The sequence below is a fragment of the Enterobacter sp. JJBC genome (assembly GCF_036936505.1).
Taxonomy (GTDB): domain Bacteria; phylum Pseudomonadota; class Gammaproteobacteria; order Enterobacterales; family Enterobacteriaceae; genus Enterobacter; species Enterobacter hormaechei_C.
The window spans coordinates 1,651,834-1,677,442 of record NZ_CP136935.1 but is presented as its reverse complement, the minus strand read 5'-3'; the positions used below and the strand labels follow the sequence as shown (position 1 = coordinate 1,677,442).

Genomic DNA, 25,609 nt, shown 5'->3' with positions numbered 1-25,609 from the left:
TCCTCCGTATGGGTAATCGCTAAAGCTTATCACATTCCCTTTTCAGGGAGTGTCTGTTTCCCAGCCATCTCGACAGGTCGCAAACAGCTCCACAGGCACGCGACCGAGTACAATTTCATGCGCCCCCTGCCAGCGCGCAAATTCACTGAGCGCAGTCGTTAACCCTTTTTCCAGGCCAGCCGTCACCTTTATGCCCTCTTCCAGCCAGAGCGCGATAATTTCAAGCATGCCGGTTTTACGGTGCATTTTAGCGTCCATGCGCCCGACAAGCTGTCCTTTGTGCAGCAGCGGCAAAACAAAATAACCATACTGCCGCCTGGGCGCCGGAGTGTAGCATTCCAGACGGTAGCTGAAATTAAACAACTGCCCGGCCCGCTTTCTGTCCCAGACAACGGGGTCGAACGGCGACAGCACGGCACTGTGGGTCGCCTGGAGTTTGCCCTCCTGCGCCTGCGCCAGCAGAGGGAACAAATCCGCATGCAGCCACATTTCACCTAACGACTCTACCGAGACCGGCATGACGCGCTGTTCGCGCTGCCACGTTTCGAGTAGTGGTTTTAGCTGCGGCTGACGCAGACGATAATAATCCGCCAGCCACTGCGGGCGGAAGATGCCAAGGCTGCGGGCGCTGTTCCCGAGCATGATGGCTTCGGCTACGTCCTGAGACAGCAGGTCACGCGTATCGTCCCAGTGAGGCATAACGCGGTGCGTGAGGTCATAGACGCGCTGAAAGTTGCGGCGCTCGACCACCATCACTTTGCCCGACGTAAACAGCCCTTCAAGATGGCGTTTGTGCGGTTTCCACTCCCACCATCCGCTGGCGCCTTTTCGCGGGTGTTCAAAATCCGCGGAGCGTACCGGACCGTTTTCCTGAATATGGGCAATCAGTTGCTCTATTTCATCCGCGTGTTCCACCATCCACTCCTGGCGGTATTTCCAGTCCATTTTGTCCGGGGCGAGCATGCGGTGACGCACCAGTGCAAAATCGCTGCGCGGGAGAAAACAGGCTTCATGCGCCCAGTATTCCATCAGTTCGCCCTGACTCAGCGCATTATCCAGCCACTGCGGAGGATAGTTTCCCAGGCGGCTAAACAGGACCAGATACGGGCTACGCGCCACGATGTTAATGGTGTCGATTTGCAGCAACGACATGCGTTGCACGGTAGAGAGGATATCAGCTGGCTGCGCGCGGCGGCGGGGCTTTTTCAGAAGCCCCTGGGCGGCAAGATGCAGGTTTCGTGCGGCTGCAAGTGAGAGTTGCGGTAGAGACATGCGTTTTCCTGTCAGTCAAAGCGCCACCGGAACCGCGTAGAAGTTACTGCACTAACGCGAGCAGTTCCTTGAGCAAATGTTCCGGCTGTTCGCCGCTGAGTTCAGCGTCAACCGGCAGATACCACCAGTTTTCTTTCGCAAAGGCCCGGCATTTTACCGCGTCTTTTTCCGTCATGATCAGCGTCTGGCCCGGCGCTGCCAGCCTTTCAACCTCTTCGGCAACTAACGCCTGGTGATCGGCCAGCGGCACCCGTTTTTCCAGCCGCGCGCCGCACTGCTCCAGCGTTGCGAAGAAACGCGGCGGATGACCTATACCGGCCATCGCAACCAGATGTTCCAGTTGCGCGACGTCTTTACGCTCGCCGGTCAGCATATTTACGGCCTGTCCGGGACGAAGAAGCATCGGGATTTCGCCCGCTCTGGCTTCACCACCGTTCACAATCACGGCATCGACGGTTTTCAGGCGCGACGCACGCTCGCGCATTGGACCGGCTGGAAGCCACCAGCCGTTGCCAAAACGCCGAACGCCGTCAATGACCACGATCTCTTTATCACGCGCCAGCGCGTAATGCTGCAAACCATCATCGGTAATGATGATTTGTACATCATGCTCCGCAAGCAGTGCCTTCACGGCATCACTGCGCACCGGCGATACCGCAACCGGCGCGCCTGTACGCTGGTAAATCAGTACCGGCTCATCGCCGGCTTCAGCGGTTGTCGTAGCTGGGCTCAGCACCAGTGGATACTGCGCCGCTTTACCACCGTAACCGCGTGAGACAACTCCCGGGCGGATACCGCGCCTCTGGAGCTGTTCTACCAGCCAGATCACCACCGGGGTTTTGCCGTTTCCACCCGCCGTCAGGTTGCCGACCACCACCACCGGTACCGGTGCGCGCCAGGCGCGCTTGATCCCGAGGCGGTAAAGCAGACGAATAGCACCGCTCACCAGGCCATACAGCCAGGAGAGCGGGAGAAGCAGCACCCACAGAGGGGATTCACCCGACCAGATGCGTGCAATCATTGACCGAACTGCATTTTATGAAGCTGCGCGTAAACACCACGCTGTTCCAGCAGGTCCGCATGGCTGCCGCGTTCAACGATCACGCCATCTTCCACCACCACGATTTCGTCAGCCTGTTCGATGGTCGACAGACGGTGCGCGATAACCAGCGAGGTACGGTTTTTCTGTAATTCATCCAGAGCAGACTGGATAGCGCGTTCAGATTCCGTATCCAGTGCGGACGTTGCTTCATCGAGGATCAGAATCGGGCTGTTGCGCAGCAGCGCACGGGCAATCGCGATACGCTGACGCTGACCACCAGAGAGCAGCACCCCGTTTTCGCCAATGATCGTATCCAGACCGTTATCCATTTTGTTAATGAAGTCCATCGCATAGGCCATACGCGCCGCATTCTCAATCTCTTCACGGCTGTACTCTTCGGTACGGGCATACGCAATGTTGTTCGCCACCGTATCGTTGAACAGATGCACGTTCTGCGAGACCAGCGCAACCTGGTTACGCAGCGACTGGAGGGTATATTCCCGCAGGTCGTGACCATCAAGCAGGATCTCGCCCTGGTCGATATCGTAGAAACGGGTAATCAGGCTGGCTATGGTCGACTTGCCCGAACCGGAACGACCAACCAGCGCGACGGTTTTACCCGCCGGGATGGACAGGCTGATATCACGCAGCGCCGGCACTTCACGGCCTGGATAGGTAAAGGTCACGTTACGGAATTCCAGGTCGCCTTTAGCGCGCTCGATCACGCGTGTACCTTCATCTTTTTCCTGTTCGGAATCGAGGATGCTGAACAGCGTCTGACAGGCTGCCATCCCGCGCTGGAACTGGGCGTTGACGTTAGTCAGCGATTTCAGCGGACGCATCAGCGCGATCATGGATGAGAACACCACGGTAATGGTACCCGCAGTCAGGGTTTCCATGACGCTCGGGAAGCTTGCGGCATACAGGACGAAGGCTAGGGCCAGAGAGGCAATCAGCTGAATGATCGGATCGGAAATCGACGAGGCCGATACCATTTTCATCCCTTGCAGACGCATTCTGTTGCTGACCTTGTCAAAGCGTTTGGTTTCGACTTCCTGACCGCCGAAGATCAACACTTCCTTATGGCCTTTCAGCATCTGCTCGGCGCTGGTAGTCACCTGCCCCATCGTATTCTGCATATTTTTACTGATGTTGCGAAAACGCTTTGATACCACGCGGATCGCGATGGAGACAATCGGCGCCAGCACAATAAGGATCAGCGACAGTTGCCAGCTGTAATAGAACATCATCGCGAACAGGCCGATGATGGATGCGCCTTCACGCACAACGGTAATCAGTGCGCTGGAAGAGGACGACGCAACCTGCTCTGAATCGTAGGTAATACGCGACAGCAGGGTACCGGTTGACTGCTTGTCAAAGAATGAGACCGGCATCCCCATCATATGGCTGAATAACCGACGGCGCATGGTCATCACCACTTTACCGGATACCCAGGAGATGCAGTAGCTGGATACATAGCTGGAGATTCCGCGTAAGATCATCAGCCCAATAACCACCAGCGGCATCCATAGCAGCACTGAACGATCCGTTTTACCGAAACCGTCATCCAGTAACGGTTTGAGAAGCGATAACATAAACGTATCGCTGGCTGCGTTGAGGATTAACGCTACGCCCGCCACGATCAAGCCTGCTTTGAAAGGAGCAATCATCGGCCAGAGCCGGCGGAACGTTTGCCACGTGGAGAGATCTTTGTCGTTATGCATTCAAAAAACCAGCATTTGTTGAAATAGCCGCATATTCTACCCGTTATCTACGGGCGCGCCAAACCACTGATGATACCAACGCGGTAAATAGTGTTCACGTAAGCGGCGAATTTGCCGACTTTGGTGCGAAAACGTCACAGATATCTGTCCGGACTGCGGAGTATCAAGCCAGAGATATCCCTCAGTTCGATAGCGCCTGACTACTTTGATGGAAGGGAAACGCCACGCGTTATAGCGGGCCATTGAGGCCAGCGAAACCTGTCCCTCCACACGCTGTAGCAGCGGTGTTGAAGATGACGTGTTACTTCCATGATGCGGCACCTGAATCAGTGTAGACGCTAGTTGACGCCAGCGGTGGCTCAGCATTGCCAGTTCTGCCTGCCCTTCAATATCTCCGGTCAGTAAAACGCTTTGTTCGCCGTCATCGATTTTTACCACGCAGGAGCGGTTGTTACCTTTTGCCGAGGTATTTTCGGGTGGCCAGTGCACGGAGAACGTTAAACCCTGCCACTGCCATCGCTCTCCACGAAAGCAAGGAAGATGCCCGGCCCAGGATAAGGGGCTTCTGATCCACATTGCGGGCCAGGCAGCTTTTAGCGATGCCAGTCCCCCCGCGTGGTCGAGATGTTCATGGCTCAGGATCACCCCTTCCGGCCTCAGATGATGCCAGCGTAGCCAGGGGATAATCAGCTGCTGCGCACTGTCCCCACCGGGCCATGCCAACCCAGTGTCATACAGAATGGCCTTCCCGTGACGCTCAATGACCATCGCCAGCCCCTGCCCTACATCCAGCATATGCAGGGACCAGCTGTCTGTTTTGGCCCTGTGCCAGAGGGGAAATGCCAGCACCACGCTGCCTGCCAGACAGACTGCGGGTACTGCGCTGAAGGCCCTGAATCGCCAGCCAATGATCAGCAGCCATGGCAGTAACGTCAGGTATTGCCAGCGTTCATCAACGTCCTGCCAGCCATTCGGTAAACGCATCAATAGCCAGAAAAGCCCTGCCAGAGATTTATCGGCAGCCAGCCAGACGATACTTTCCAGCGTCGCCACCGGAAACAGATGCAGAAACATGCCGAGCAGGATCAGCGGAACTGAGATAAACGTGACCAGAGGAACGGCAAACAGATTCGCCGCCAGCGAGGAGAGACTGAAACCATGGAAAATCAGCACCTGAAGCGGCAACAGAAGCAGCAGCATACCGACCTGCAAATACAACAGCGTAACCAGCGGTCGCAGGCACCGGCCACGTTGCCAGAGCGGGAGAGGCAACCACTGATACCAAAAAATAAGCGCGGCGACCGCAAACGCTGATAGCGCCAGGCTTTGTGACAGGACCGTCAGTGGATCGAAAACCAAGATCGCCGCCACGCAGGTAAGCCATACCTGCCAGGGCGACCACTGGCGACCGCTCATTTTTAACACCGCCAGTACCACAAGCGCGATAACCGTGCGCAGCGCAGGCGGCTGTAAGCCTGTTAGCCATGCGTAAAACGCGGCAAAAATCAGCCCTGCCAGCAAGGGGATTTGCCAGATAATCCAGCGGCCCGGCAGGAAGAACTGGATGCCTCGCGCCAGAAACCAGATGACAGAAGCGGCCAGCGCAATATGCAATCCCGAGATTGCCATCAGATGCATCGTTCCGGTCTCACGCATCAGGTTTTTTATCTCCCGCGAGACCGACAGCCGCTCCCCCATTCCCAGCCCCAGTATCACGGGTCCCCACTGATATGCTGAAAGCGTACTCTGTAGTGATGTCAGGTACTGCGCACGCAGGCTACAGCCTTCGTCAACGAGCGCCGCATGGGTAAACCGTCCACTCAGCGTCTGATGTCGGGCAAAGGCATTTTTCTGTGAATCATAGCCGCCATCGTTGAGTTCTCCGTGTACCACCCTGAGCCGCAGGGTCATTGCCCAGCGTTGACCCACGCAGACGTTTTGCGGCAGATAGTTGCCATACAGCGCCACGCCCATGGCAGCCCACACACGTTCTCCATTGAGGCTGATAATCCTTCCCTGATGCATCGTTGCGCCGTCCGTTGCGGTAATGACCACCTCGGCCTGCTGCGGAACTTTCGTTAAATGGTTCATCGGCCACACGCTTTCCTGAGCGGCCAGGATCCCCCAGCACATAAAAAGCAATGCGAGGCCTGAAAACCTGAGCCATTTTCTCTGCTGTACTGATAACGCAATTCCTGCGGCAATCAGCAACCAGACAATATGCAAATCTGGCAAAACGGGTAACCAATAGAGCGGGATTATGGCCAGAATGGCGCACATACTGATAACGTGGATCCCCATCTTCACCTCCATGTTTCAGGCGATTATGCGGCGGGACTGATGCGTCGTCAGACAGAAAAGGCGTGATTTACAGCGGACGCTGCAACGTTTTTTAGCGTTTACAGTAAAGAGAAAATTTAAATGCGGCGCGTATTCAGAAATGCAGGGGCGGGATACAAAAAAAGCACCCTAAGGTGCTTTCTTTAAACTCAGTTTAACCCTGATGATTAAACTCAGTTACCGTAAATATTGGCGCGATCGCGCAGTTCTTTACCCGGCTTAAAGTGCGGAACATACTTTCCTTCCAGCTCCACTTTATCGCCAGTCTTCGGGTTACGCCCGGTACGTGGTGCACGATAGTGCAGGGAAAAACTACCGAAACCGCGGATTTCAATGCGCTCGCCCTGGGCAAGAGTGGTAGCCATATGCTCCAGCATCTCTTTAACGGCATCTTCCACAGCCTTGGCAGGGATATGCGGTTGCTGACTGGCAAGTCTTTCAATCAATTCTGACTTGGTCATGATTCCTCCGGTTCCTTTCAAACCCATTAGCTGAACAGCTTATTAAACAAGGGCGGCCGTAGCCGCCCTTTGTTATTGATTACAGGACGAATCCTGCAATCTGTCAAGTCTGCTCTCCATCCTTCGCGCTGTAAATGCGTTACAGCTCAAATGATGGTGCGAACCTGAACTTACTCGCCTTTAGCTGCTTTGAAAGCTTCAGCCATTGCGTTGTTAGAGAAGTTTGCATCTTCCTGTTTGTTCACAGTTGCGATTGCATCTTTCTCATCAGCTTCGTCTTTAGCACGAACAGACAGGCTGATTGCACGGTTCTTACGGTCAACACCGGTGAACTTAGCTTCAACGTCGTCACCAACGCTCAGAACCAGAGTTGCATCTTCAACGCGGTCACGTGAAGCTTCGGAAGCGCGCAGGTAACCTTCAACGCCGTCAGCCAGTTCTACGGTTGCGCCTTTAGCGTCAACAGCAGTCACTTTACCGTTTACGATTGCGCCTTTCTTGTTCAGTGCAACCCAGTTGTTGAACGGATCTTCTGCAAGCTGTTTAACGCCCAGGGAGATACGCTCACGCTCTGCGTCAACTTGCAGAACAACTGCTGCGATTTCGTCGCCTTTTTTGTATTCACGAACTGCTTCTTCGCCTGCAACGTTCCAGGAGATGTCAGACAGGTGAACCAGGCCATCGATGCCGCCGTCCAGGCCGATGAAGATACCGAAGTCAGTGATAGACTTGATTTTACCTTCAACACGGTCACCCTTGTTGTGGGTTTCCGCGAACTGCTGCCATGGGTTGTTTTTGCACTGCTTCAGGCCCAGGGAGATACGACGACGTTCTTCGTCGATATCCAGAACCATCACTTCCACTACATCACCAACGTTAACAACTTTGGATGGGTGGATGTTTTTGTTGGTCCAGTCCATTTCGGAAACGTGCACCAGACCTTCAACGCCTTCTTCGATTTCAACGAAGCAGCCGTAGTCAGTCAGGTTGGTTACGCGACCAGTCAGTTTAGTACCTTCTGGGTAACGCTTAGCGATAGCTACCCATGGATCTTCGCCCAGCTGTTTCAGGCCGAGGGATACACGAGTACGCTCGCGGTCGAACTTCAGCACTTTAACAGTAATTTCGTCGCCCACGTTCACGATTTCGCTTGGGTGCTTAACGCGTTTCCACGCCATGTCGGTGATGTGCAGCAGGCCATCAACGCCGCCCAGGTCAACGAATGCGCCGTAGTCAGTGAGGTTCTTAACGATACCTTTGACTTCCATGCCTTCCTGCAGGTTTTCCAGCAGCTGATCGCGTTCTGCGCTGTTTTCGGATTCGATAACGGCACGACGGGAAACAACAACGTTGTTACGCTTCTGGTCCAGCTTGATTACTTTGAACTCAAGCTCTTTGCCTTCGAGGTGCAGGGTGTCACGGACTGGACGAACGTCTACCAGAGAACCTGGCAGGAACGCACGAATACCATTCAGCTCAACAGTGAAGCCACCTTTAACTTTGCCGTTGATAACACCGACCACAGTTTCAGCTTCTTCGTAAGCTTTTTCCAGCGTGATCCATGCTTCGTGACGTTTAGCTTTCTCACGAGACAGCAGGGTTTCGCCGAAGCCGTCTTCTACTGCGTCCAGAGCAACGTCAACTTCGTCACCTACCTGGATTTCCAGCTCGCCCTGGGCGTTTTTGAACTGCTCAGCCGGGATGGCAGACTCAGATTTCAGACCGGCGTCAACCAGTACAACGTCTTTGTCGATAGCAACAACAACGCCACGAACGATGGAACCCGGACGGGTTTCGATTTCTTTTAAGGATTCTTCAAACAGTTGAGCAAAAGATTCAGTCATGTTTAATCTTCAGGTTAATATTAACGTCCACCTGGCTCCGTGCCGGATGGGGTTGTTTCACATACCCGCCGTCAATCCATTGCAGCGGGGGTACTGCTAAATCGGTCGCGATTACGCGAGTGCCAGTTTTTGGCGCGCATATTGTAGCGCTTTTTCAATCACTTGCTCAATAGTTAAACTGGTTGAATCCAGCACTAATGCGTCTTGCGCGGGAACAAGTGGTGCGACGGCGCGGTTACGATCGCGGTCATCGCGCTCTTTTATCTCGGATAAAAGGCGATCAAAGTTAACACTAAACCCCTTTTCCTGCAACTGAAGCATGCGGCGATGGGCACGTTCTTCTGAAGAGGCGTCAAGGAAAATTTTCACTGGCGCATCAGGGAATACCACGGTTCCCATGTCGCGGCCGTCGGCGATCAGCCCCGGCGCTTCACGGAAACCGCGCTGGCGACGTAACAGCGCTTCACGAACGCGTGGGAAAGCCGCCACCTGAGAGGCCGCATTGGCCACTTCCTGGGTACGGATTTCACCGCTGACATCTTCCCCTTCCAGGATCACTTCAAGGTTGCCATCGGTCGAGACAAAGCGCACATCCAGATGCGCAGCCAGCGGTACCAGCGCTTCTTCAGACGCAACATCCACATGATGATGCAGCGCAGCCAGCGCCAGCACGCGATAGATTGCTCCCGAATCTAAAAGATGCCATTGCAATGCTTCCGCCATCGCTTTGCACAGAGTACCTTTCCCTGCGCCACTTGGCCCATCAATGGTGATTACCGGGGCAATTGCCGTCATCTTTTTCTCCTTAATTAAGGCATACCGTTTACATGAACGCCGCGCATTATACGCGCCAACGTGCGCAACTGTTACCTTTGCGTGCAAATTACGGAATGATTGAAGCAGAGTGTAGAAGAAATGAAAGAGGATGAGTGTCAGAAAGCATAAGGAAATGCCGCATCAGGTGATGCGGCATACGATCATCAGGCCAGGGTGCTAATGCGCGTCAGCTGTTCGAAGTAGTCCGGGAACGTTTTTGCCGTACACTTCGGATCAAGGATAGTGACTGGCGTATCTGACAACGCCACCAGCGAGAAACACATCGCCATGCGGTGATCGTTGTAGGTGCCAATTTCTGCAAATTGCAGTTTTGCCGGCGGCGTGACGCGAATGTAGTCTTCGCCCTCTTCTACCTCGGCCCCCACTTTACGCAGCTCGGTTGCCATCGCGAACAGGCGGTCCGTCTCTTTCACACGCCAGTTGTAAATGTTTCGCAGCGTGGTGGTGCCTTTCGCAAACAGCGCAGCGGTAGCAATGGTCATCGCCGCATCCGGAATATGGTTCATATCCATATCAATGGCGTTCAGCTCACCGTGGGTACAGGAGATGAAGTCATCGCCCCAGATCACCACCGCGCCCATTTTTTCCAGCACGTCAGCAAAACGGATATCGCCCTGCACGCTGTTGCGGCCAATGCCCGTCACTTTTACCGTACCGCCTTTAATCGCACCTGCGGCAAGGAAATAGGAGGCGGAGGAAGCATCGCCTTCAACCAGGTAGTGGCCCGGGGACTGATACTGCTGCGCTCCGCGCACCACGAAGCGCTGATAAGACTGGTTTTCCACCTCAACACCAAAGGTGTTCATCAGGTGCAGGGTGATATCAATGTACGGCTTAGAAACCAGGTCGCCTTTAATGCTGATGACGGTGTCCTGTGGTGCCAGCGGTGCGGTCATCAGCAGCGCGGTCAGGAACTGGCTGGAAACGCTACCGTCAACCTCTACATTGCCGCCAGTGAATCCCCCGCGCAGACGCAGGGGCGGGTAATTTTCCTGCTCAAGATAATCAATCTGCGCGCCGCCCTGGCGCAGGGCATCCACCAGATGGCCGATCGGACGCTCTTTCATTCGCGGCTCACCGGTCAGCACAATATCGTTACTCCCCAGACACAGCGCAGCGGCCAGAGGACGCATCGCGGTACCGGCGTTACCCAGGAAAAGCTCCGGCGCTTCAGCAGAATGTAACGCGCCGCCGTTACCGGTGACTTCACAACGGGTACGATCGTCAGACAGCGCGTACTGAACGCCCAACGCTTTCAGTGCATTGAGCATATGGCGCACGTCATCGCTGTCCAGCAGATTAGTGAGGACGGTGGTGCCGTTTGCCAGAGCTGCCAGCAGCAGAGCGCGGTTCGAGACACTTTTTGAACCAGGCAGATTAATGGTGCCATCTACCCGCGCGATAGGTTGTAACGTCAGGGATTCCATGAAACTCAACTCTCAACTCAACATAATAAAAACCCCGCAGGAACGCTGCGGGGGTGAAAAACAGCCAATTAACCGTGACGACGTTCGAAGTCGATCATGAAATCAGTCAGGGCTTTAACGCCTTCCAGCGGCATGGCGTTATAGATAGAGGCGCGCATCCCGCCTACCACACGGTGGCCTTTCAGCGCATGCAGACCCGCCGCGAAGGACTCTTCAAGGAACACGTTATCCAGGTTGCTGTCCGCCAGCTGGAACGGCACGTTCATGCGCGAACGGTTAGTTTTGGCGACATCGTTACGGTAGAAATCGCTCTTGTCGATCACGCCGTACAGCAGTTCAGCCTTTTGCTGATTGATCTTATCCATCTGCGCCACACCGCCTTTTTGCTTCAGCCATTTGAAGACCAGGCCGGAGAGATACCAGGCAAACGTTGGTGGGGTGTTGAACATGGAATCGTTGTCGTTCAGGACGGTGTAATCCAGAATTGACGGGCAAGACTTATGGGCTTTCCCCAGCAGGTCTTCACGCACGATAACGATTGTCAGGCCCGCAGGACCGATGTTTTTCTGGGCACCCGCGTAGATGACGCCGTAGCGGCTGACATCCAGCGGGGTGGACAGAATGGTTGAAGAGAGGTCCGCCGTCACAATGACATTTTCGCCAAAGTCTGGCTCTTCGTGAATGGCAATACCGTCGATGGTTTCGTTCGGGCAGTAGTGAAGATACGCGGCGTTGTCAGAAAGCTGCCACTCACTCATCGGCTTCACGGCGCGCAGACCCTCAACTTTCACTTTGGCATCGATGACATTCGGCGTGCAATATTTATGCGCTTCTTTTACCGCACTGGCCGCCCAGTAGCCCGCATCAACGTAATCAGCGGTGGTTTTGTCGCCCAGCAGATTGAGCGGGATACCCGCAAACTGGCCGCGTCCACCGCCGTGACAGAACAATACTTTGTAGTTCGAGGGAATGTTCAGCAGATCGCGAAAATCCTTTTCTGCCTCTTCCGCCACCTTAATAAACGCTTTACCCCGGTGGCTGACTTCCATCACCGACGTACCCAGACCGTTCCAGTCACACAGCTCCTGTTGAGCCTGTTTGAGCACATCTGTCGGTAACATTGCCGGACCTGAACTGAAATTAAAGACTTGAGCCATTTCCCCTCACCACGCTAAAAGCCATAAGTTATAACTGTGGATATCGGTTTTATCATTCAGTGACACGCGCCGCAATGTCTAAAACTGATGGCCGAAGAAATGTGTCACTCGTCACACAATACAATCTGCCGTACCGTTGTCACAAAACCGACAAAATCGCTGTCAGGTGATGCGTTTAGCCCGGCTAACCTTCGTCCATTCTGGATTCGTACAGCGGGGGCATAATTGATGATCGCCCGCCTGCATGACCACCACATGACTACATTTTATGCAGGCATACTCCCCCGCTTCAGGTACAGTTTTGTATCGCTCGATGAGCATATCCGGCAGGATGCACAGACCGGGCTTCACCTCATCGTCGGGATAGTAATAAACGCTGATTTGACCATTCGTTTCCATAATCGCCAGACGCACCTGCCCCAGTTGCTCAACACTGCTCAGACGGAGTTCCATAAAGAACTCAAACTCCGTCATATTGGCGCTTTGCACATTCTCCCAGGCCAGTTGACCATCTTCGACAATCACCACCGGCTTCCCTTCGAGCAGATCTTCAAGTTTCTCACTTTTCGACATCAGCCACATGACCAGCCGGTACAGCAGTGCAAGCGTCACAAAGACGATAAAGACCGGCACCATCGGCACATCGTCATAAAAGGCAACGTCCCCTGCCGCCGACCCCAGCGTCAGGATAATTAGTACTTCAAACAGCGACATCTGCCGCACGCCGCGACGTCCGGTGATTTTCAGAAACAGGAAGACGAGTACAAAGGTGTAAAGGCTACGCAACGCCACTTCGCCTAAAAACTCAGGCGGGACTTTATCAAACGCCATCCGCTGGAGATCAAATGCTTTCATTTTTCTATGCCTTAACAGTAGGTTACTGCTTATAAGCATAGCCCAGCCATTTATTTTCGCCGGAGATAGCACCCGTCACGCAAAACCCGTATCATTGCGCGCTTTACGTACGATAAAAGTGAACGCCATGACTCAAACGTTTATCCCCGGCAAAGACGCCGCTCTGGAAGATTCCATCGCTCGCTTCCAGCAGAAACTGACCGACCTGGGCTTTAATATCGAAGAAGCCTCCTGGCTGAATCCGGTGCCTCACGTCTGGTCCGTGCATATTCGCGACAAAGACTGTGCGCTGTGCTTTACCAACGGTAAAGGCGCGACAAAAAAAGCGGCACTGGCCTCCGCGCTGGGTGAGTATTTTGAGCGTCTGTCCACCAACTACTTCTTCGCCGACTTCTGGCTGGGCGAAACTATCGCCAACGGTCCGTTCGTTCACTACCCGAACGAAAAATGGTTCCCGCTGACCGAAAACGATGAACTGCCGGAAGGCATTCTCGATGCCCGCCTGCGCGCGTTCTACGATCCGGAAAACGAGCTGACCGGCAGCATGCTGATCGACCTGCAATCCGGCAATGAGGATCGTGGGATCTGCACCCTGCCGTTCACCCGTCAGTCTGACGAGCAGACCGTTTATATCCCGATGAACATCGTCGGCAACCTGTATGTGTCCAACGGCATGTCTGCCGGTAATACCCGCAACGAAGCGCGCGTGCAGGGGTTGTCTGAAGTTTTCGAGCGTCACATCAAAAACCGCATTATTGCTGAATCCATCAGCCTGCCGGAGATCCCGGCTGACGTGCTGGCGCGCTACCCGGGCGTGGTGGAATCCATCGCCAAACTGGAAGCAGAAGGTTTCCCAATCTTTGCTTATGACGGCTCTCTGGGCGGCAAATATCCGGTTATCTGCGTAGTGCTGTTCAACCCGGCCAACGGCACCTGCTTCGCCTCCTTCGGCGCGCACCCTGACTTCGGCGTGGCGCTGGAGCGTACCGTGACCGAACTGCTGCAAGGTCGTAGCCTGAAAGATCTCGACGTGTTTACGCCGCCGACCTTTGATGACGAAGAGGTCGCCGAGCACACCAACCTCGAAACGCACTTCATCGACTCCAGCGGTTTGATCTCCTGGGATATGTTCAAACAGGACGCGGACTATCCGTTCGTGGACTGGAGCTTTGCCGGTACGACGGAAGAAGAGTTCGCCACCCTGATGGCGATCTTCCACGCGGAAGATCAGGAAGTCTACATTGCCGACTATGAACATCTCGGCGTTTACGCGTGCCGTATTATTGTGCCAGGTATGTCGGACATTTATCCGGCAGAAGATCTGTGGCTGGCAAACAACAGCATGGGCGCGCATCTGCGTGAAACCCTGCTGGCCCTGCCAGGCAGCGAGTGGGATAAAGAAGATTATCTGAACCTGATCGCCCAGCTGGACGAAGAAGGACACGATGATTTCACCCGCGTACGCGAACTGCTGGGTCTGGCGACCGGAAAAGATAACGGCTGGTACACCCTGCGCATCGGCGAGCTGAAAGCGATGCTGGCGCTGGCGGGCGGCGATCTGGATCAGGCTTTGGCCTGGACCGAGTGGACGATGGAGTTTAACCAGTCCGTCTTCTCCGCCGAGCGCACTAATTATTACCGTTGCCTGCAAACGCTGCTCCTGCTTTCTCAGGAAGACGACCGCCAGCCATTGCAGTATCTGAACGCCTTTGTGCGTATGTACGGTGCGGATGCCGTTGAAGCTGCCAGCGCGGCGCTGAGCGGTGAAGAACCATTCTACGGCCTGCAAGCGGTTGACAGCGATCTGAAAGCCTTCCCGGCGCATCAGTCACTGCTGAATGCGTATGAAAAATTGCAGAAGGCAAAAGCCGCTTACTGGTCAAAATAAGCGCATATAACATTAATGGCTGTAGGCGTATTCAATCGCCTGAGCTATATTACGGGGCAATTTCATTGCCCCTTTTTTTTATTTTTCCGCAATGACGTTTAATTGTAATAATTAAGTTAACCACGGGTAAATATAAAAACACTTACCTGAGCTTTACTGTTACTAATTATAATAAATACTCCATTTTAATTAACTGTTCCATGGGAGGCTGACGGAAAAAATTCAACTCTTTTCATAACTTTTAAAATTTATTTTTATACGGATAATCAAACACTTACTCCGCTTTTGCTGTAAAACCATACACACTGCGGGCCTATAAGCCAGGCGAGATATGATCTATATCAATTTCTCTTCTATAATGCTTTGTTAGTATCTCGTCGCCGACTTAATAAAGAGAGAGTTAGTGTGAAAGCTGACAACCCTTTTGATCTATTACTCCCCGCTGCGATGGCGAAAGTTGCCGAAGAAGCGGGTGTCTACAAAGCCACGAAACATCCGATGACGACGTTCTTTCTGGCCATTACGGCTGGGGTGTTCATCTCCATCGCTTTCGTCTTCTATATCACAGCCACCACCGGCACTGCCGGGATGCCTTTCGGCATAGCGAAACTGATTGGTGGTATTTGCTTTTCACTGGGCCTGATTCTCTGCGTCATCTGCGGCGCCGACCTCTTCACCTCAACGGTGCTGATTGTTGTGGCAAAAGCCAGCGGAAGAATTACCTGGGGTCAACTGGGGCGCAACTGGCTCAACGTTTACGTTGGCAACCTGATTGGCTGTCTGCTCTTTGTTCTGTTGATGTGGCTCTCTGGCGAGTATATGACCGCCAACGGCGGCTGGGGGCTTAACGTCCTGCAAACCGCCGACCACAAAATGCACCATACATTTATCGAAGCCGTTGCTCTCGGCATCCTTGCAAACCTGATGGTCTGCCTGGCGGTCTGGATGAGCTACTCTGGTCGTAGCCTGATGGATAAAGCCATGATTATGGTTCTGCCGGTTGCGATGTTTGTTGCCAGCGGCTTTGAGCACAGTATTGCGAATATGTTCATGATCCCGATGGGGATTGTTATCCGCAACTTTGCAAGCCCGGAGTTCTGGACTGCTGTAGGTTCAACCCCGGAAAGTTTTTCACACCTGACGATTATGAACTTCATTACTGATAACCTGATCCCCGTCACTATCGGGAACATTATCGGTGGGGGTCTGTTAGTTGGGTTGACATACTGGGTCATTTACCTGCGTGGCGGCGATCATCATTAATGGTTGTCTCAGGCAGTAAATAAAAAATCCACTTAAGAAGGTAGGTGTTACATGTCCGAGCTTAATGAAAAGTTAGCCACAGCCTGGGAAGGTTTTACGAAAGGTGACTGGCAGAATGAAGTCAACGTCCGTGACTTTATTCAGAAAAACTATACCCCGTATGAAGGTGACGAATCCTTCCTGGCTGGTGCGACTGACGCAACCACCAAGCTGTGGGACAGCGTAATGGAAGGCGTTAAACTGGAAAACCGCACTCACGCACCAGTTGATTTTGACACCTCCGTTGCTTCTACCATCACTTCTCACGATGCTGGCTACATCAATAAAGCCCTTGAGAAAATTGTTGGTCTGCAAACTGAAGCACCACTGAAACGCGCAATCATCCCGTTCGGTGGTATCAAAATGGTTGAAGGTTCCTGCAAAGCGTATAATCGCGAGCTGGACCCAATGCTGAAAAAAATCTTCACCGAATACCGCAAAACCCATAACCAGGGCGTATTCGATGTTTACACCAAAGACATTCTGAACTGTCGTAAATCTGGCGTTCTGACCGGTCTGCCAGATGCCTATGGCCGTGGCCGTATCATCGGTGACTACCGTCGCGTTGCGCTGTACGGTATCGACTTCCTGATGAAAGACAAATACGCGCAGTTCGTCTCTCTCCAGTCTGACCTGGAAAACGGCGTAAACCTGGAAGCGACTATCCGTCTGCGTGAAGAGATCGCTGAACAGCACCGTGCGCTGGGTCAGATCAAAGAGATGGCGGCTAAATACGGCTGCGATATCTCTGGTCCTGCTACCAACGCTCAGGAAGCTATCCAGTGGACCTACTTCGGCTACCTGGCCGCAGTTAAGTCTCAGAACGGTGCAGCAATGTCCTTCGGCCGCGTATCCACCTTCCTGGATGCGTACATCGAACGTGACCTGAAAGCAGGCAAAATCACCGAACAAGACGCTCAGGAAATGATTGACCACCTGGTCATGAAACTGCGTATGGTTCGCTTCCTGCGTACCCCAGAATATGATGAGCTGTTCTCTGGTGACCCAATCTGGGCAACCGAATCTATCGGCGGTATGGGCGTAGATGGCCGTACTCTGGTAACCAAAAACAGCTTCCGTTTCCTGAACACCCTGTACACCATGGGTCCTTCTCCGGAGCCGAACATCACCGTTCTGTGGTCTGAAAAACTGCCTCTGAACTTCAAGAAATTCGCCGCTAAAGTGTCCATCGACACCTCCTCTCTGCAATATGAGAACGATGACCTGATGCGTCCTGACTTCAACAACGATGACTACGCTATCGCTTGCTGCGTAAGTCCAATGGTTGTTGGTAAGCAAATGCAGTTCTTCGGTGCGCGTGCAAACCTGGCGAAAACCATGCTGTACGCAATCAACGGCGGCGTTGATGAAAAACTGAAAATGCAGGTTGGTCCTAAGTCTGAACCGATCAAAGGCGACGTGCTGAACTATGACGAAGTCATGGATCGCATGGATCACTTCATGGACTGGCTGGCTAAACAGTACGTGACCGCGCTGAATGTTATCCACTACATGCACGACAAGTACAGCTACGAAGCCTCTCTGATGGCGCTGCATGACCGTGACGTCATTCGCACCATGGCATGTGGTATCGCAGGTCTGTCCGTTGCGGCTGACTCCCTGTCTGCAATCAAATATGCGAAAGTTAAACCAATTCGTGACGAAGATGGTCTGGCTATCGACTTCGAAATCGAAGGCGAATATCCGCAGTTTGGTAACAACGACGCTCGCGTTGATGACATGGCGGTTGACCTGGTAGAACGTTTCATGAAGAAAATTCAGAAACTCACTACCTATCGTAACGCTATCCCGACTCAGTCTGTTCTGACCATCACCTCTAACGTTGTGTATGGTAAGAAAACCGGTAACACCCCAGACGGTCGTCGTGCTGGCGCGCCATTCGGCCCAGGTGCTAACCCAATGCACGGTCGTGACCAGAAAGGTGCGGTTGCCTCTCTGACCTCCGTTGCTAAACTGCCGTTTGCTTACGCGAAAGATGGTATCTCTTACACCTTCTCTATCGTGCCAAACGCGCTGGGTAAAGACGACGAAGTGCGTAAAACTAACCTCGCGGGTCTGATGGATGGTTACTTCCACCACGAAGCGTCCATCGAAGGTGGTCAGCACCTGAACGTGAACGTGATGAACCGTGAAATGCTGCTCGATGCGATGGAACACCCTGAGAAATATCCTCAGCTGACCATCCGCGTATCTGGCTACGCAGTACGTTTTAACTCCCTGACGAAAGAACAGCAGCAGGACGTTATTACCCGTACTTTCACTCAGTCCATGTAAGTGGAATTGACTGAAATCACGCGTTAAAAAGCGTACAATAAAGGCTCCACGCAAGTGGGGCCTTTTTAACACCCTCGCTTCATCAGTCTCTTTTGTCCGCTATCTATACTTAATGGATAACAGCCAAAACAGACTCGACATAGCCTTTGAGCTGTGCATCTACATAGGCCCCCGGATGGGCCAAATTCGGAGATATCACCGCAATGTCAATTATTGGTCGTATTCACTCCTTTGAATCCTGTGGCACCGTCGATGGCCCGGGGATCCGCTTTATCACTTTCTTCCAGGGCTGCCTGATGCGCTGCCTGTACTGCCATAACCGTGACACCTGGGACACCCATGGAGGTAAAGAAGTCACCGTAGAAGATCTGATGAAAGAGGTGGTGACCTATCGCCACTTTATGAACGCGTCCGGCGGTGGCGTGACGGCATCCGGCGGTGAAGCCATTCTTCAGGCTGAATTTGTGCGCGACTGGTTCCGCGCCTGCCACAAAGAAGGCATTCATACCTGCCTCGACACCAACGGCTTTGTGCGCCGTTACGATCCAGTTATTGATGAACTGCTTGAAGTGACCGATCTGGTCATGCTCGATCTCAAGCAGATGAACGATGAGATCCACCAGAATCTGGTTGGCGTCTCGAACCACCGTACCCTGGAATTTGCCAAATACATTGCCAACAAAGGCGTCAAGACCTGGATCCGCTACGTGGTGGTGCCGGGCTGGTCAGATGATGATGACTCTGCACATCGTCTGGGTGAATTTACCCGGGATATGGGTAACGTGGAGAAAATCGAACTCCTGCCCTATCACGAGCTGGGTAAACATAAATGGGTGGCGATGGGTGAAGAGTACAAGCTCGATGGCGTGAAGCCGCCGAAAAAAGAGACGATGGAGCGCGTCAAAGGTATTCTTGAGCAGTATGGCCACAAGGTCATGTATTAACGAAAAGGCCCGGTGAAAATCGGGCCTTTTTATATTCTATTTAAAGACGCCGTTAATAACGGAAGTCACAATCGCTGTACTCAGCGCAATTAAGACCAGGTCGTCACCTACCACGCGCCATTCATAGCCCGGATAGGAAGGAAGCTGACCCAGCATATCGGCTGGCACGGTTTTCTTCGCAATGCCCGGAGGCAGTGGCTTACCGCGCGCCAGGTTTTTCGCAATACCCGGAGGCAGAGAGTCGTAGCCCGTTAAGCCGTAATTCAGGGCCAGATGGCGGGCATGATCGAAGCTTACGCGAGCATCCACATCATTACCGACATCTTTGCTGTTTTTAAAGCTCTTATCCGATTTCCCAGGGTTATCCTGACCGTTATTGTGCTTATTACCATGGTTACCAGAGTTCCCGTTACCATGATTGCCGCTATTACCTTGTCCGCCACCGTTTCCGTGACCACCGCCATTCCCGTTACCAGGATTAGCCATGGCCGGAGCCGTTGCAAACGTTAAAGCCAACACTACGGCAAGTGCGGTAGTGGAAAAACGACGAGTAGACATGATGGCTGCCTTTTAGTGGGAGAACTCATTGGAATTATCGCCAGGCAGTAAAAACTCACAATCAGTAAAAGTCTTATATGTGACAGGGACAAAAAAGCCTGTCATCGACAGGCTTTTAATAAATCAGGCATGGGCCACTGGCGTTGGATGTTCGCCCACTTTGCGCAGCAGCATTAGCAGATAAATAAACGACACGCTGGCGATCATGATAAACAGCAGATTATCAGAATAATTTTGCATGAGCATAGCGGTAAAAGTCGGCCCCAGTAAACTGCCGATGGTGTAACTCAGCAACAAAGCCTGGTTCATCGCCACCAGCTGGTGATGCTCAACTTTCTCACAGGCCCACGCCATCGCGACCGGATAGAGCGTAAAGCCCGCAGCCCCCAGAATGAACAGCGCGGGCGCCATCGCGGCGTTGCTGAGCATGGCGAGACAGCCCATGATGACCACGAAGACCTGAACGCGCAGCACCAGCAGACGACCAAAGCGGTCCGCCAGGCGGCCAATCGGCCACTGGCCGACAATCCCCGCGCTGACCATCACCGCCATCCAGAAACCGATCCCGGAATCACTGACGCCCTGATGGTTAAGATAGAGCGGCATCAGGCCATAGAGCGAGCCCAGCACAATCCCGGAAATAATGCAGCCGTTAACCCCCAGACGCGCCTGGCGCAGTCTCAGCATCGGCCAGACGTGGGTGGCTTCCTGATGTTCGCTGTTTTGATTCACAATACGGGTAAAGAGCAGCGGCAGGATCGCCGCCAGCACCATGCCCGTCACCCACGGCAGCACGCTCATCAGGTCGGTTGGCAGTTTGCTGACCATCAGTTGTCCCAGAACGGTACCGACATAGTAAACCATCATATAGGCCGCCAGCAGACGCCCGCGATTACGGGACGTGCCGCTGCACATCAGCGCACTTTCAACGACCACCCAGATCATGGCGCAGCCGACGCCCGCAATAAAGCGCCAGACCATCCAGCTCCAGAAGCCGACCATAAGGCCTAAACCGGCGCAGCCGACGGCAAAGATCAGCGACGCCAGATAATAACTGCGGTTAAAACCAAAGCGCTTAATAAGGCTGCCCGTTAATAAGGTGCCCAGCAGATTGCCCGTAAAAAAGGACGAGCTAACCATACCCACCTGCCAGGTCGGTAAGTTTTCATGGGCGAGCCATAGCGGGACGAGTGTGTTTAACACCGCGATCGCCAGGGTCAGCAAAAGCAGGCCACAGAGCAACAAAAGCACCGGGCGGGTATAGGTGGTCATGGATTAAAAACCGTGAGGAAGTTCAGATTTCGTGCGCATCATGCCACTGGCAAAAACAAAGTCAATCCACCGATTCAGGCGTCACGCACGTTATGCGCCTTGTCGATTTAAAAAACTCATCCTGCTAATGCAAAGCCTGCTACTGATATTAATTATCTATTTGTTTTTATTTATTTCCGGGAATTTTTACAACGAAACATCAGTCGAAAAATTTCATGAATGAAAAAAGAAAAGCCGGGCGCTATGTCCCGGCTTTTTATAACAAAATCTAAAATTAGCTGGCGATAGCCAGACCGACCGTCATATGCAGACCGTAAAATACGCCGCGACCAATTAACTCCCCTGCCAGCACCAGCACAAAGGCCAGGGACAGTAACGGCAGCGCAGGCGAGTAACCTTTAAGCTGAGGGGCAATCCAGCACACCAGCGCAGCCGTCAGCAGCACCACACGCCAGGCCATCAGCGAACCGTAATCCGGCACCAGCGCCGAAGCCTGCTGGATAGAGCTGTGAATGGTCGCCAGCTCCGCTCCCTGCATGAGCGCGACAACGGTACTGATGACCAGCGCCAGCAGCGAGACCGCGGGCAGCAGGCGCATCGCCCAACCATTAATGCCAGCCACGCGCAGCAGCAGATAACCCAGCAGCGGCCCGCCGATAAAAATGGTCAGGAAGAAGCTCATCGGCGTCCAGACGCTGTACCAGGTTGGAACCGTATCAATTGTGTTGTACACCCTGACCATCATCCAGACGAAGACAACGCCCAGTACCATGGTGACGATGAGCCACAACGCGCGTAACCCTGACGGCAGCTTTTTCACCGCTGCCAGTAACCACCCCAGCCCGCCAACGGCAAAGAAGATTGCACCGCTGGCAATCTCGTTACTCAGCGAAGAGGCACCTACGCGGTTCAGGGAGTTAAACGCGCGCATCGGTGAGCCCAGGTGCAGCGTAGAGGCGATAAACCCAATGCCCATCAACACCCACAGGCCAAACATGCTTAACACTAAACGCTGCTGCTGTTCAGTATTGAGGTTCCCTTTTAACAGCGCCAGCGCAAGAACGATAAACCCGCCCGCCACGCACTGCCCAAAGACCGTGAAGATCATCAGCGGCCATTCATGCCATCCACTTCCCATCTCACACCTCCTTCGGGTTTGCCAGGTAGCCGGTGGTGTCCCCCGTCGGACGGCTGTTGGCGTTAGGTTTAATCACAATACTCGGCTTTGTGAAGTGCGCAGACGGCAGCGGCGCGACGGCAGCAAGCTGGCCGTGTTTTTTGCGCAGCTCCTCAATCGGGCCAAAGTCCAGCGCGCGCAGCGGGCAGGATTCGACGCAGATGGGCTTTTTGCCGTCCGCCACCCGGCTGTGGCAGCCGTCGCACTTGGTCATGTGGCCTTTGGCGGCATTGTACTGCGGCGCGCCGTACGGGCAGGCCATGTGGCAGTAGCGACAGCCGATGCAGACATCCTCGTCCACCACCACAAAACCGTCGTCACGCTTGTGCATTGCCCCGCTCGGGCAGACCTTGGTGCAGGCCGGATCTTCGCAGTGGTTGCAGGCAATCGACAGGTAATAGGCGAAGACATTCTGATGCCAGACGCCGTTATCCTCCTGCCAGTCGCCGCCCGCGTATTCATAAATACGACGGAAGCTAACGTCCGGGGTCAGATCTTTGTAATCCTTGCAGGCCAGCTCGCAGGTTTTGCACCCGGTGCAGCGGCTGGAATCAATAAAAAATCCATACTGGGTTGTCATCGGTTACTCCTTACGCCTTTTCAACCTGAACGAGGTTTGTGTGGGATGGGTTGCCCTTCGCCAGCGGCGATGGACGCTGCGTAGTGAGAACGTTGATGCAGCCCGCCTGATCGATACGGTTCGCATCCGGGTTATACCAGGCGCCTTCCCCCAGCGCGACAACGCCAGGCATCATACGCGGAGTCACTTTAGCTTCGATATGCACTTCGCCACGTCCGTTGAAGATACGTACGCGATCGCCATTACTGATGCCGCGGGCTTTCGCATCCATCGGGTTGATCCACATCTCCTGTCGGCAGGCCGCTTTCAGTACGTCAACGTTGCCGTAGGTGGAGTGAACACGCGCTTTGTAGTGGAAACCGGTCAACTGAAGCGGGAATTTCTCCGTCAGCGGATCGTTGTAGTTTTCGAAACCAGGCGTATAGATCGGCAGTGGATCGATAACGTCCCCTTCCGGCAATTCCCAGGTCGCGGCAATTTTTGCCAGCTCTTCCGAATAGATCTCGATTTTGCCCGACGGCGTGGTCAGCGGATTGGCCACCGGATCCTCGCGGAAGGCTTTGTACGCCACGTGATGCCCGTCCGGATCGCGCTGTTTGTACATCCCCTGCTTGCGGAAGGTATCGAAGTCCGGCAGGTCTGGAATGGCTTTGCGGGAGAGCTCATGCAGATGGCGCATCCACCCTTCCTGTGTGCGTCCCTCGGTGAACTGCTGCTCAACGCCAAGACGTTTCGCCAGCTCGGACGTCATCTCATAGATGGTTTTGCACTCGAAGCGCGGTTTGATGGCCTGGTCAGTGAAGATCACATAGGACATGTTGCCGCAGGAGGCGTCCAGCGCAAAATCCATCTGCTCAGAGGCGGTGCAGTCTGGTAGCAGGATATCGGCATACTTCGCCGACGAGGTCATATGGCAGTCGATCACCACAATCATTTCGCACTTCTTATCATCCTGCAAGATTTCGTGGGTGCGGTTGATTTCGGAGTGCTGGTTAATCAGGCAGTTGCCGGCATAGTTCCAGATCATTTTGATCGGCACATCCAGCTTATCTTTGCCCCGAACGCCGTCGCGCAGCGCGGTCATTTCCGGGCCGCGCTCGATCGCGTCAGTCCACATAAACATGGAGATGCTGGTCTGAACCGGATTATCCAGCGTTGGCATACGTTCAAACGGTACTTCATATGAGCCTTCACGCGCCCCGCTATTACCGCCATGAATGCCGACGTTGCCGGTCAGAATCGAAAGCATAGAAATGGCGCGGGTGGCAATTTCGCCATTCGCGTGGCGCTGAGGTCCCCAGCCCTGGCTGATATAAGCCGGTTTGGTTGAACCAATTTCACGTGCCAGCTGAACAATACGTTCGACAGGAATGCCGGTGATAGTGGATGCCCACTCCGGGGTTTTCGCCACGCCGTCGCTGCCCTGGCCAAGAATATAGGCTTTATAGTGCCCGTTAGCCGGTGCGCTGGCTGGCAGCGTCTTCTCGTCGTAACCGACGCAGTATTTATCCAGGAACGGCTGGTCGACGAGGTTTTCAGTAATCATCACATACGCCAGCGCATTGACCAGCGCCGCGTCGGTACCAGGGCGGATGGGGATCCACTCGTCTTCACGCCCTGCGCCGGTATCGGTGTAGCGCGGATCGACGATGATCATTCGTGAGTTGGATTTGGCGCGCGCCTGCTCAAGGTAATAGGTTACCCCGCCGCCGCTCATGCGCGTTTCGCCCGGGTTGTTGCCGAACAACACCACCAGTTTACTGTTCTCGATATCCGACGGGCTGTTGCCGTCTGCCCAGCCGCCGTAGGTATAGTTCAGGCCCGCGGCAATCTGTGCGGAAGAGTAGTCGCCGTAATGATTGAGATAGCCGCCGCAGCAGTTCATCAGGCGCGCCACCAGCGTTTTACCCGGCGGCCAGGAGCGGGTCATGGTACCGCCCAGCGTCCCGGTGCCGTAGTTGAGGTAGATAGATTCGTTGCCGTACTCTTTGATCAGGCGCTGCATGTTGGTCGCGATAATATCGTAGGCTTCGTCCCAGCTAATGCGCTCGAACTTCCCTTCCCCACGCTTACCGACGCGCTTCATTGGGTATTTCAGACGATCCGGGTTATATACGCGACGGCGCATTGAGCGACCACGCAGACAGGCACGAACCTGATGTAACCCTTCGTAGTTATCATCGCCGGTATTGTCGGTTTCGACATATTTGATTTCACCGTCCACCACGTGCATACGCAGTGGGCAGCGGCTACCGCAGTTAACGGTACAGGCACTCCACACCACTTTTTCCGGGGCTGAAGCGGGAGACAGAGCCTCCGCCGCCGACGCCAGTCGGGTAAAGGGGAGCGTAAAGGCGCTGCTGGCAACCGCCAGACCACCTATTGCCGTGGTTTTCATCAACCCACGGCGAGTGACCTCGGCAGCCATTAACGCTTCAGGCGCTTTGATTTTCATAAAGACTCACTTTGGTTGCTCACAAAGAAAAGAGAGGCGGCGCAAACCGCTATGTAGTTTTATTTATAACGAATTACAACGTTATTGGTGTTTTATGCTGACTTTCGTTCGGAGGAGTATTACTACTTTAGAGGGATGGGTTATTGCTTCGTATCAAATCAGAGGCATAAAAAAAGCGC

19 protein-coding genes are annotated in these 25,609 nt (G+C 53.8%); 4 read left to right on the top strand and 15 right to left on the bottom strand.

The window, feature by feature from the left end:
* Window positions 1-42 precede the first annotated feature (42 nt).
* From RY075_RS07960 to RY075_RS07915, 10 genes are all read right to left on the bottom strand, one after another.
* Window positions 43-1,272 (bottom strand): winged helix-turn-helix domain-containing protein, encoded by a 1,230-nt coding sequence (locus tag RY075_RS07960; RefSeq protein ID WP_338628392.1) that lies wholly within the window; start codon window positions 1,270-1,272, stop codon window positions 43-45.
* A gap of 43 nt (window positions 1,273-1,315) precedes the next feature.
* A complete protein-coding gene (lpxK, locus tag RY075_RS07955) occupies window positions 1,316-2,293 on the bottom strand; it encodes a tetraacyldisaccharide 4'-kinase (protein ID WP_060580024.1) in 978 nt (325 codons plus the stop codon).
* Window positions 2,290-4,038 carry a lipid A ABC transporter ATP-binding protein/permease MsbA gene (gene msbA / locus RY075_RS07950; protein ID WP_003858227.1) on the bottom strand — a complete coding sequence of 583 codons (1,749 nt, stop codon included), beginning with the start codon at window positions 4,036-4,038 and terminating at the stop codon, window positions 2,290-2,292. The genes lpxK and msbA overlap by 4 nt, the downstream gene beginning before the upstream one ends.
* 36 nt (window positions 4,039-4,074) lie before the next feature.
* On the bottom strand, window positions 4,075-6,339 hold the full coding sequence (locus RY075_RS07945) for a ComEC family protein (RefSeq protein ID WP_276191546.1): 2,265 nt from the start codon (window positions 6,337-6,339) through the stop codon (window positions 4,075-4,077).
* Window positions 6,340-6,551: 212 nt separating this feature from the next.
* Window positions 6,552-6,839 (bottom strand): integration host factor subunit beta, encoded by a 288-nt coding sequence (gene ihfB, locus RY075_RS07940; RefSeq protein WP_003858233.1) that lies wholly within the window; start codon window positions 6,837-6,839, stop codon window positions 6,552-6,554.
* 170 nt (window positions 6,840-7,009) lie between these two features.
* Window positions 7,010-8,683, bottom strand: coding sequence for a 30S ribosomal protein S1 (gene rpsA / locus RY075_RS07935; RefSeq protein WP_003858235.1), 1,674 nt, complete (start codon window positions 8,681-8,683; stop codon window positions 7,010-7,012).
* Window positions 8,684-8,794: 111 nt separating this feature from the next.
* Window positions 8,795-9,478: a (d)CMP kinase gene (gene cmk, locus RY075_RS07930; RefSeq protein ID WP_003858236.1), complete on the bottom strand. Its 684-nt coding sequence runs from the start codon at window positions 9,476-9,478 to the stop codon at window positions 8,795-8,797.
* A gap of 185 nt (window positions 9,479-9,663) precedes the next feature.
* A complete protein-coding gene (gene aroA, locus RY075_RS07925; protein ID WP_050871136.1) occupies window positions 9,664-10,947 on the bottom strand; it encodes a 3-phosphoshikimate 1-carboxyvinyltransferase in 1,284 nt (427 codons plus the stop codon).
* 68 nt (window positions 10,948-11,015) lie between these two features.
* The gene (gene serC / locus RY075_RS07920; RefSeq protein ID WP_022650722.1) at window positions 11,016-12,104 is read right to left on the bottom strand and encodes a 3-phosphoserine/phosphohydroxythreonine transaminase; all 1,089 of its coding nucleotides are present in this window, start codon (window positions 12,102-12,104) and stop codon (window positions 11,016-11,018) included.
* Between the two features lie 162 nt (window positions 12,105-12,266).
* Complete coding sequence (locus RY075_RS07915; protein WP_003858241.1) at window positions 12,267-12,959, bottom strand: DUF421 domain-containing protein; 693 nt, start codon at window positions 12,957-12,959, stop codon at window positions 12,267-12,269.
* Window positions 12,960-13,086: 127 nt separating this feature from the next.
* Here RY075_RS07915 and ycaO point away from each other — a divergent pair, with 127 nt between their 5' ends.
* From ycaO to pflA, 4 genes are all read left to right on the top strand, one after another.
* The gene (gene ycaO, locus RY075_RS07910; protein WP_109948392.1) at window positions 13,087-14,847 is read left to right on the top strand and encodes a 30S ribosomal protein S12 methylthiotransferase accessory factor YcaO; all 1,761 of its coding nucleotides are present in this window, start codon (window positions 13,087-13,089) and stop codon (window positions 14,845-14,847) included.
* A gap of 405 nt (window positions 14,848-15,252) precedes the next feature.
* Entirely contained in the window at window positions 15,253-16,110 is an 858-nt protein-coding gene (gene focA / locus RY075_RS07905; RefSeq protein ID WP_017384832.1) for a formate transporter FocA, read from the top strand.
* A gap of 51 nt (window positions 16,111-16,161) precedes the next feature.
* Complete coding sequence (gene pflB, locus RY075_RS07900) at window positions 16,162-18,444, top strand: formate C-acetyltransferase (RefSeq protein ID WP_023315750.1); 2,283 nt, start codon at window positions 16,162-16,164, stop codon at window positions 18,442-18,444.
* A 203-nt stretch (window positions 18,445-18,647) separates the two neighbouring features.
* Window positions 18,648-19,388 carry a pyruvate formate lyase 1-activating protein gene (gene pflA, locus RY075_RS07895; RefSeq protein WP_003858250.1) on the top strand — a complete coding sequence of 247 codons (741 nt, stop codon included), beginning with the start codon at window positions 18,648-18,650 and terminating at the stop codon, window positions 19,386-19,388.
* Window positions 19,389-19,424: 36 nt separating this feature from the next.
* Here pflA and RY075_RS07890 read toward each other — a convergent pair whose 3' ends face one another.
* From RY075_RS07890 to dmsA, 5 genes are all read right to left on the bottom strand, one after another.
* A complete protein-coding gene (locus RY075_RS07890; protein ID WP_022650721.1) occupies window positions 19,425-19,946 on the bottom strand; it encodes an anti-virulence regulator CigR family protein in 522 nt (173 codons plus the stop codon).
* 123 nt (window positions 19,947-20,069) lie between these two features.
* Complete coding sequence (locus RY075_RS07885) at window positions 20,070-21,218, bottom strand: MFS transporter (RefSeq protein WP_003858254.1); 1,149 nt, start codon at window positions 21,216-21,218, stop codon at window positions 20,070-20,072.
* A 274-nt stretch (window positions 21,219-21,492) separates the two neighbouring features.
* Window positions 21,493-22,356: a dimethyl sulfoxide reductase anchor subunit family protein gene (locus RY075_RS07880; protein ID WP_170851306.1), complete on the bottom strand. Its 864-nt coding sequence runs from the start codon at window positions 22,354-22,356 to the stop codon at window positions 21,493-21,495.
* Window position 22,357: 1 nt separating this feature from the next.
* A complete protein-coding gene (locus tag RY075_RS07875) occupies window positions 22,358-22,975 on the bottom strand; it encodes a DMSO/selenate family reductase complex B subunit (protein ID WP_017384545.1) in 618 nt (205 codons plus the stop codon).
* Window positions 22,976-22,985: 10 nt separating this feature from the next.
* A complete protein-coding gene (gene dmsA, locus RY075_RS07870) occupies window positions 22,986-25,430 on the bottom strand; it encodes a dimethylsulfoxide reductase subunit A (RefSeq protein ID WP_063944903.1) in 2,445 nt (814 codons plus the stop codon).
* Between the last annotated feature and the right edge of the window lie 179 nt (window positions 25,431-25,609).